The organism is Corynebacterium sp. UMB0012 (genome assembly GCF_030216265.1).
GTDB lineage: Bacteria > Actinomycetota > Actinomycetes > Mycobacteriales > Mycobacteriaceae > Corynebacterium.
Map to the genome: position 1 here is coordinate 1 of NZ_JASOKQ010000039.1, position 5,650 is coordinate 5,650.

5 protein-coding genes are annotated in these 5,650 nt (G+C 61.7%); 2 read left to right on the forward strand and 3 right to left on the reverse strand.

What is annotated here, in order from left to right:
* Positions 1–237: 237 nt before the first annotated feature.
* The gene (locus QP324_RS11695) at positions 238–1,020 is read left to right on the forward strand and encodes a hypothetical protein (protein ID WP_284816145.1); all 783 of its coding nucleotides are present in this window, start codon (positions 238–240) and stop codon (positions 1,018–1,020) included.
* Here the strand turns inward: QP324_RS11695 and QP324_RS11700 are convergent.
* Genes QP324_RS11700 through QP324_RS11710 form a run of 3 tightly spaced genes read right to left on the reverse strand, consistent with a single transcriptional unit; the run spans position 1,017 to position 5,274 of the window.
* Complete coding sequence (locus QP324_RS11700; protein ID WP_284816146.1) at positions 1,017–1,640, reverse strand: DUF3239 domain-containing protein; 624 nt, start codon at positions 1,638–1,640, stop codon at positions 1,017–1,019. The genes QP324_RS11695 and QP324_RS11700 overlap by 4 nt on opposite strands.
* Positions 1,637–3,262, reverse strand: a complete 1,626-nt coding sequence (locus tag QP324_RS11705; protein ID WP_284816148.1) for a DNA repair helicase XPB — start codon at positions 3,260–3,262, stop codon at positions 1,637–1,639. The genes QP324_RS11700 and QP324_RS11705 overlap by 4 nt, the downstream gene beginning before the upstream one ends.
* Positions 3,259–5,274, reverse strand: a complete 2,016-nt coding sequence (locus QP324_RS11710; protein WP_284816150.1) for a helicase-associated domain-containing protein — start codon at positions 5,272–5,274, stop codon at positions 3,259–3,261. Before QP324_RS11710 ends, QP324_RS11705 begins: the two co-directional genes overlap by 4 nt.
* A gap of 66 nt (positions 5,275–5,340) precedes the next feature.
* Between QP324_RS11710 and QP324_RS11715 the strand changes: the two genes are divergently transcribed.
* Positions 5,341–5,526, forward strand: coding sequence for a hypothetical protein (locus QP324_RS11715; protein ID WP_005329460.1), 186 nt, complete (start codon positions 5,341–5,343; stop codon positions 5,524–5,526).
* Positions 5,527–5,650: the final 124 nt, after the last annotated feature.

Genomic DNA, 5,650 nt, shown 5'->3' on the forward strand with positions numbered 1-5,650 from the left:
TAGAAACCGAGTACTATCTCACCCAGCCCATCAACACAGGGCCGTAAAAGAAGCGGAACTAAACCCAGGACGCTTCATAGACCACCCCACCGGACCACTAGCTACACACCACACCCACTGGAACCACACCTGGGCCCAATACCTCACACACCAACAACAACGAACAGAAAGGAAGACCTCCGAAGATTAGCGGACGCCGTTAGAATGGGCTGACAGCCTACCGAGGAGGCCGAACTGATGAGCTCACTGGCTGCCATCGCCTTGCCATTTTTTCAGAGTAGGACCCGATCCTTTCTTGATGAGGACCGGGCAGCTAGACGTGCACTGAAAATGCAAAATGGAATTGGCGTGCTCGATTTTGCCGTGGAGGACCCTTCGGAGGATCCAGCCCAAGTATTCTCCGTTGTGCAAGAAGCGCTGGAGATTGCCGTAGATGTGATAGCCAATGCGGATGACTCACTTGGCATGTTAAGTGAGGTTGTTGAAGAGCTTATCGAGCTCCATGCTAAGAGCGCACAGCGCGCCAAGCCTGCGCCAATGGAGCTGGCCGAGTGGTTCATTGATTTCCATGAGAGCAACGGGGTTGATTATTTCGATCTTGACCCTGTTGCATATTCAACGGTCCTCGGAGAAGACGGCCTGGCTCGGGTGCGCGCTTGGGCGGAAAACGCAGATGTTATCCGCCGCAAGTATATGGAGAAGCGCTTTGCGGTTTTAGATCAAGACGTCGAAGCAATCATTCGTACACACCTGGCTGAGGGTAGCTACGCGGTTTATTTCGAAGAGGCAGCTAAAGCCTTAGAAGAAATCGGCGAGAATGACGCTGCGTGGGAGTACGCGAAGCGTGGAACCGAATCTGATCCAGATTGGCAGGCGCGGTCTTGCGGGCAATTCTGGGTGGAACTAGCGAGGGATCATTTCTCCGAAAGGGAGGAAGAGGTCGCCCAGATAGTTCTCAACAAGTGGCCGGACCCGCTCCTAGAAGTAATGCTGTACCCAGAAAGGTTTGTGGAGCCCTAGAGAACTAGAAGGTCGAACTTCGTGGCCTTCACGTCGGACAGGCGCTTGCGGGCGCGCTCGAGGCGCTGCCATTCCTCCTGGGGGATGGACTTTCGGGCAATGGTGACGGTTTCGGCGTCAGGGGTGCCCCATGCGATGGGCATAGGGGTGATTTGCTGCCAGTGGTTGTTGTCCGCGCGGCCGGACACAGCGGCGACGGGAACCTTGGTGCCTACGGTGCGCTGAGTGCCGGGAATAGCGGTCACGGTGCGCAGGCAAGCGGCCCAACGGGGAGCCAGGGAAGGATCCACGTTGGTATTGACTAGGGCGAGCAGGACCATGTCGCGCTCGTTAACCTCAGCGATGACAGCCGGAGCAAGGGGATAGGAGTCATAGAGTTGCTGGGCGGTGCCGACTTTACGGGCGGCGGCGAAGCCGACGATGGCCACCATGATTCCGAAAAGGATCATGCCGAGGCCGATGGTAATGCCCCAGGAAAATCCCCACCAGATGGCCGCGCCGACGATGATGAGCAGGATGCCCAGCACGAGGCCGGAGATGCGAAGGCGGTTGGAATCGCGCAAGAGCTCGTTATTGGCCTTGGCAAAGGACTCGTCTACGTCGAACTTGAAGATTTTCATTGTTCCAAGTCTAGTGCGTCGATAAGCCGGTAGGCATATCCCTGCTCGGCGAGGAAGCGTTGGCGATGCACGGCGTAGTCTGCGTCGAGGCTATCGCGGGTGACCAGCGAATAGAAGAGGGCTTCTTCTTCCTTGGGGCGCAGCAGCCGGCCGAGGCGTTGGGCCTCTTCTTGGCGGGAGCCGAAGGTGCCGGAGACCTGGATGGCTAGGGCCGCCTCGGGAAGGTCGATGGAGAAATTGGCCACCTTGGATACTACGAGAACAGGAAGTGTGCCCTCGCGGAATTGTTGGAAGAGGCGTTCGCGCTTGGCGGTGGAGGTGGAGCCGTCGATAACGGGGGCGTCGAGATGCGCGCCGAGCTCTTTGAGCTGGTCGACATAACCGCCGATGATGAGCGCCTGCTGTGGGTGGCGGGCCAGGATCTTATCCACCGCACGGAGCTTGGCGGCGGCTTGGGCGGCGATGCGGTAGCGGTCGCGAGGTTGGGCGGTGGCGTACAGCATGCGTTCCTCGGCGTCCATATCCACGCGGACCTCGATGCATTCGGCGGTGGCGATATAGCCGGCCATCTCGAGTTCTTTCCATGGGGCGTCGTAGCGCTTGGGTCCGATGAGGGAGAAGACGTCGCCCTCGCGGCCGTCCTCGCGCACGAGGGTAGCGGTAAGCCCTAGCCGACGCCGCGATTGAAGGTCCGACGTCATGCGGAACACCGGGGCGGGAAGGAGGTGCACCTCGTCGTAGATGATGAGGCCCCAGTCGCGGGAATCGAAGAGCTCGAGGGCGCGGTATTCGCCCTTAGTTTTGCGCGTGACCACCTGATAGGTGGCGATGGTGATGGGCTTGATTTCCTTCTTTTCGCCGGAGTATTCGCCGATTTCGTTTTCGGTTAGGGTGGTGCGGCGCAAGAGCTCGTCGCGCCATTGGCGGCCGGCGACGGTATTGGTAACCAGGATGAGCGTGGTGGATTCCGCCTTGGCCATCGCAGCCGCGCCGACGATGGTTTTGCCAGCGCCGCATGGGAGTACGACGACGCCGGAGCCGCCGGACCAGAAGGCCTCGGTGGCGTACTGCTGGTAGTCACGCAGCTGCCAGCCGTCGTGATTGAGGGCGATCGGATGGGACTCGCCATCGACGTAGCCGGCGAGATCCTCGGCCGGCCAGCCGGCCTTGAGGAGGGCTTGTTTAAGGCGGCCGCGCTCGGAGGGCGGGACGGCGATAGAGTTCTCGTCGATGCGAGCACCGAGGAGTTTTCCGGTAGCGCCGCGGGTAAGTTCTTCCAGGATGGGCGGCTCATCAGACTCGAGGATGAGGCCGTGGGCCGGGTGGGCGTGGAGGCGGACGCGGCCGTAGCGGGACATGGTTTCGGCGACGTCGACAAGCAGGGCTTGGGGGACTGGAAAGCGGGAGTAGCTTTCGAGGACGTCGACGACCTGCTCGGCATCGTGCCCGGCCGCGCGGGCATTCCACAGCGCGAGCGGGGTGATGCGGTAGGTGTGCACGTGCTCGGGGGCGCGCTCGAGCTCCGCAAAGGGAGCGAGCGCGGCGCGGGCCTCGGCGGCCTGGGCGTGATCCACCTCGAGCAGGACGGTCTTATCCGACTGCACAATCAATGGTCCATTCATGGCTCCAGCGTAACGGAGGTTATCCGGTGCAAGGGAAACCGGATGGTAGAGCCATCGGCCGCGCGAGCGTCGATTTGTCCGCCCGCCACGGTCAGCGGGGTGACGGTGCGCTTCTTTTCATTGCCGTTCTTGTCCGCATAACCGATGGTGATCGGCCGGGCAGTGCGCGCGGCGGCGTGGACTATATCGAGGCTGGGCGTGGAAGGCGTGGCGTCGTCGCGCAGGGTGCGCATGGCCTTCGCGATGTCCGGGGAAGCGGTGGCCCGGCGGGCGGTGGGCGTCGGCAGGGTAGCCGGTTCGGGCGCGACGTTAAGGCTGGCGCCGCTTTCGTCCTCAGCAGCGGGAGAGAGTCCGTGGTCGCGTAGTCGTTCCAGCAGGTCATGCACCGGCAATTGGGACACCGCCACGGTGGGTGCGAGCAGGCGCAAGGGCGCCGCCTTCAGCGCAATCTGGAGGAGAGTCGGGTCCTCGCTGCGCAGGTAGGACAGTGCCGGGCCGGAGCGCAGGGTGCCATGGCGCTTGGCGACGTCCCCGATGTGGAACTCCAGCGTCTGCGGCACCTCCCCGTGGGCGGCGAAGAAGGCCTGGATTTCCTCCCCAGTCATGCCGCGATCCAGGCCGCGGCGCAGGGAAGCATCCGAGATGCGATAGACGCTGGCCAGGCCGGGGGACTCGAGGTCGGCTACTGATTCGAGCCGCTGGTGGGTATCCGGATCGAGCGGGCCAGGAACCAATACGGTCATATCCGCTTGGATGAGGAAGTAGTCGACCGTGTCGGGGGTCAGGCGGGCGGCGGCGTCGGGGCCGTCGATAAGCACGCTGGTGGGGCGCTCGAGGGCAACGGCACCGATCCACTCGGCTTCCGCGCGGAGTTCGGCGATGGTCTCGTCCGAGGTATGCGTGGCAAAGAGCGGAAAGTGGAAGCGTAGGGATTCTTCGAAGGTGGGTTTCGCCCCACGCAGGTAGACCTGCAGGACTTTGTCCCTGAAGCTAGGTAGTCGGTCATTGGTGTGCGCTAGCGTGCGGCCTTCCTTTGTCCATGGGGAGGCAGTCCAAGCCTCGAGCAGGACCTGCCACTTTTCGGCGAGGCTCGCATCAAGCCAAGCCTGGGCGAGCTCCGTTGGCGCGAGGAAATTGCCGTCGAAGTTTTTCGGTTCGCCGCGGCTGAGCAGGCGGGCGGTCATGCCGAGCTCAATGAGGCGGCGCAGCTCCCCTTCATCGATGTTGAGGGTTTTACTCAGGTTGGTGAGCTGGCGAACGCCGACGGTCTTGTCCTTGAGCAGTTCTATCGGCCGAGCGCCTAGGGCGTCAATGACGCGCTGCATGCCGCGCACAGCGGAAAGGCCGGCCGCGGTACCGGCATCATCGGCCTTGGAATCCGGGGCAGGGGATTCGGTGATTCCCTCTACTGGGATTGGGGCGGTGGGCTTGCCGTTGAGCGCAAGGTGCACGGCGCGCGGCAGGCGGACGGTGGTGGCGTCCACGCGCTGGAGCAGCTGCTTGGCGATGAGCCGCGGAATCGGCCGGCCCGGATCCGCATCGATGGCCGCATCTCGCGTGGTGCCCAGGCCATTGGAACGCGACAGAGTCTCGAGAACCTTCCGTTCTTCGTCCGGCAGCTCGGCGATGTCCTCCGGGCTGACCTGGACCTGGTCGAGGAGGGACCAGCCCGTGGGAAGGGCAGGCATGACCTCGGGTGGGATGAGGATGTTGCCATAGGCTAGGCCGCGTTCCTTGAGCTGGCGGGAGATATCCGGATTAAGGTCTTCTACCTCTTCGAGCTCTCCGCCGCGGCGCGCGATATCTTCAATTTCCGCAAGCTGCCGTGCAGTGCAGTTCATCAGCGCTCGCGCGATAGAAGTGCGCAGTAGCAGGCGGGTGGCGAGCGCGGCGATGCTCGGGGGTAGCGGATTGAGCACATCCGGCCGGTTGCGAAGGATGGTGGCGAGCTCTTCTTCCTCAAAGGAGGCGAGCCACGTGCGGAAATGCGGGAGGTGGGAAGACTGAGACATGATGTCACCCCAGTTTAGTTATCGTTTGAGTTACGTTTTTGCGCAAGGTTTGAAATAATAAGGGCTATGTCGAATCAGAAGAAGGGTCACGTTTCCCCGGCTTGGCCGAAGAACGAAAATCGCGAGCACGCAATCACGGAAATCTCTGCGCCTTTTGCTGGTGCGTCCAGCCCCTACGGCGATGATCTGATCTTGCCGATGCCGGCAGAGAAGTTGAACTACGTTCACCCTTATACTCGCATCAATCGCTAGAGTATTTCCCCGCCTTAGAGCGGGGATTTTTCTTTCATACAAAAAGGGGCGGATTCTAGTGGTCGTGGAAACACTTCTTATGTTTCGGTTGAGTTTATCAGTGCGGCCATTTTCTCGGCTGGTG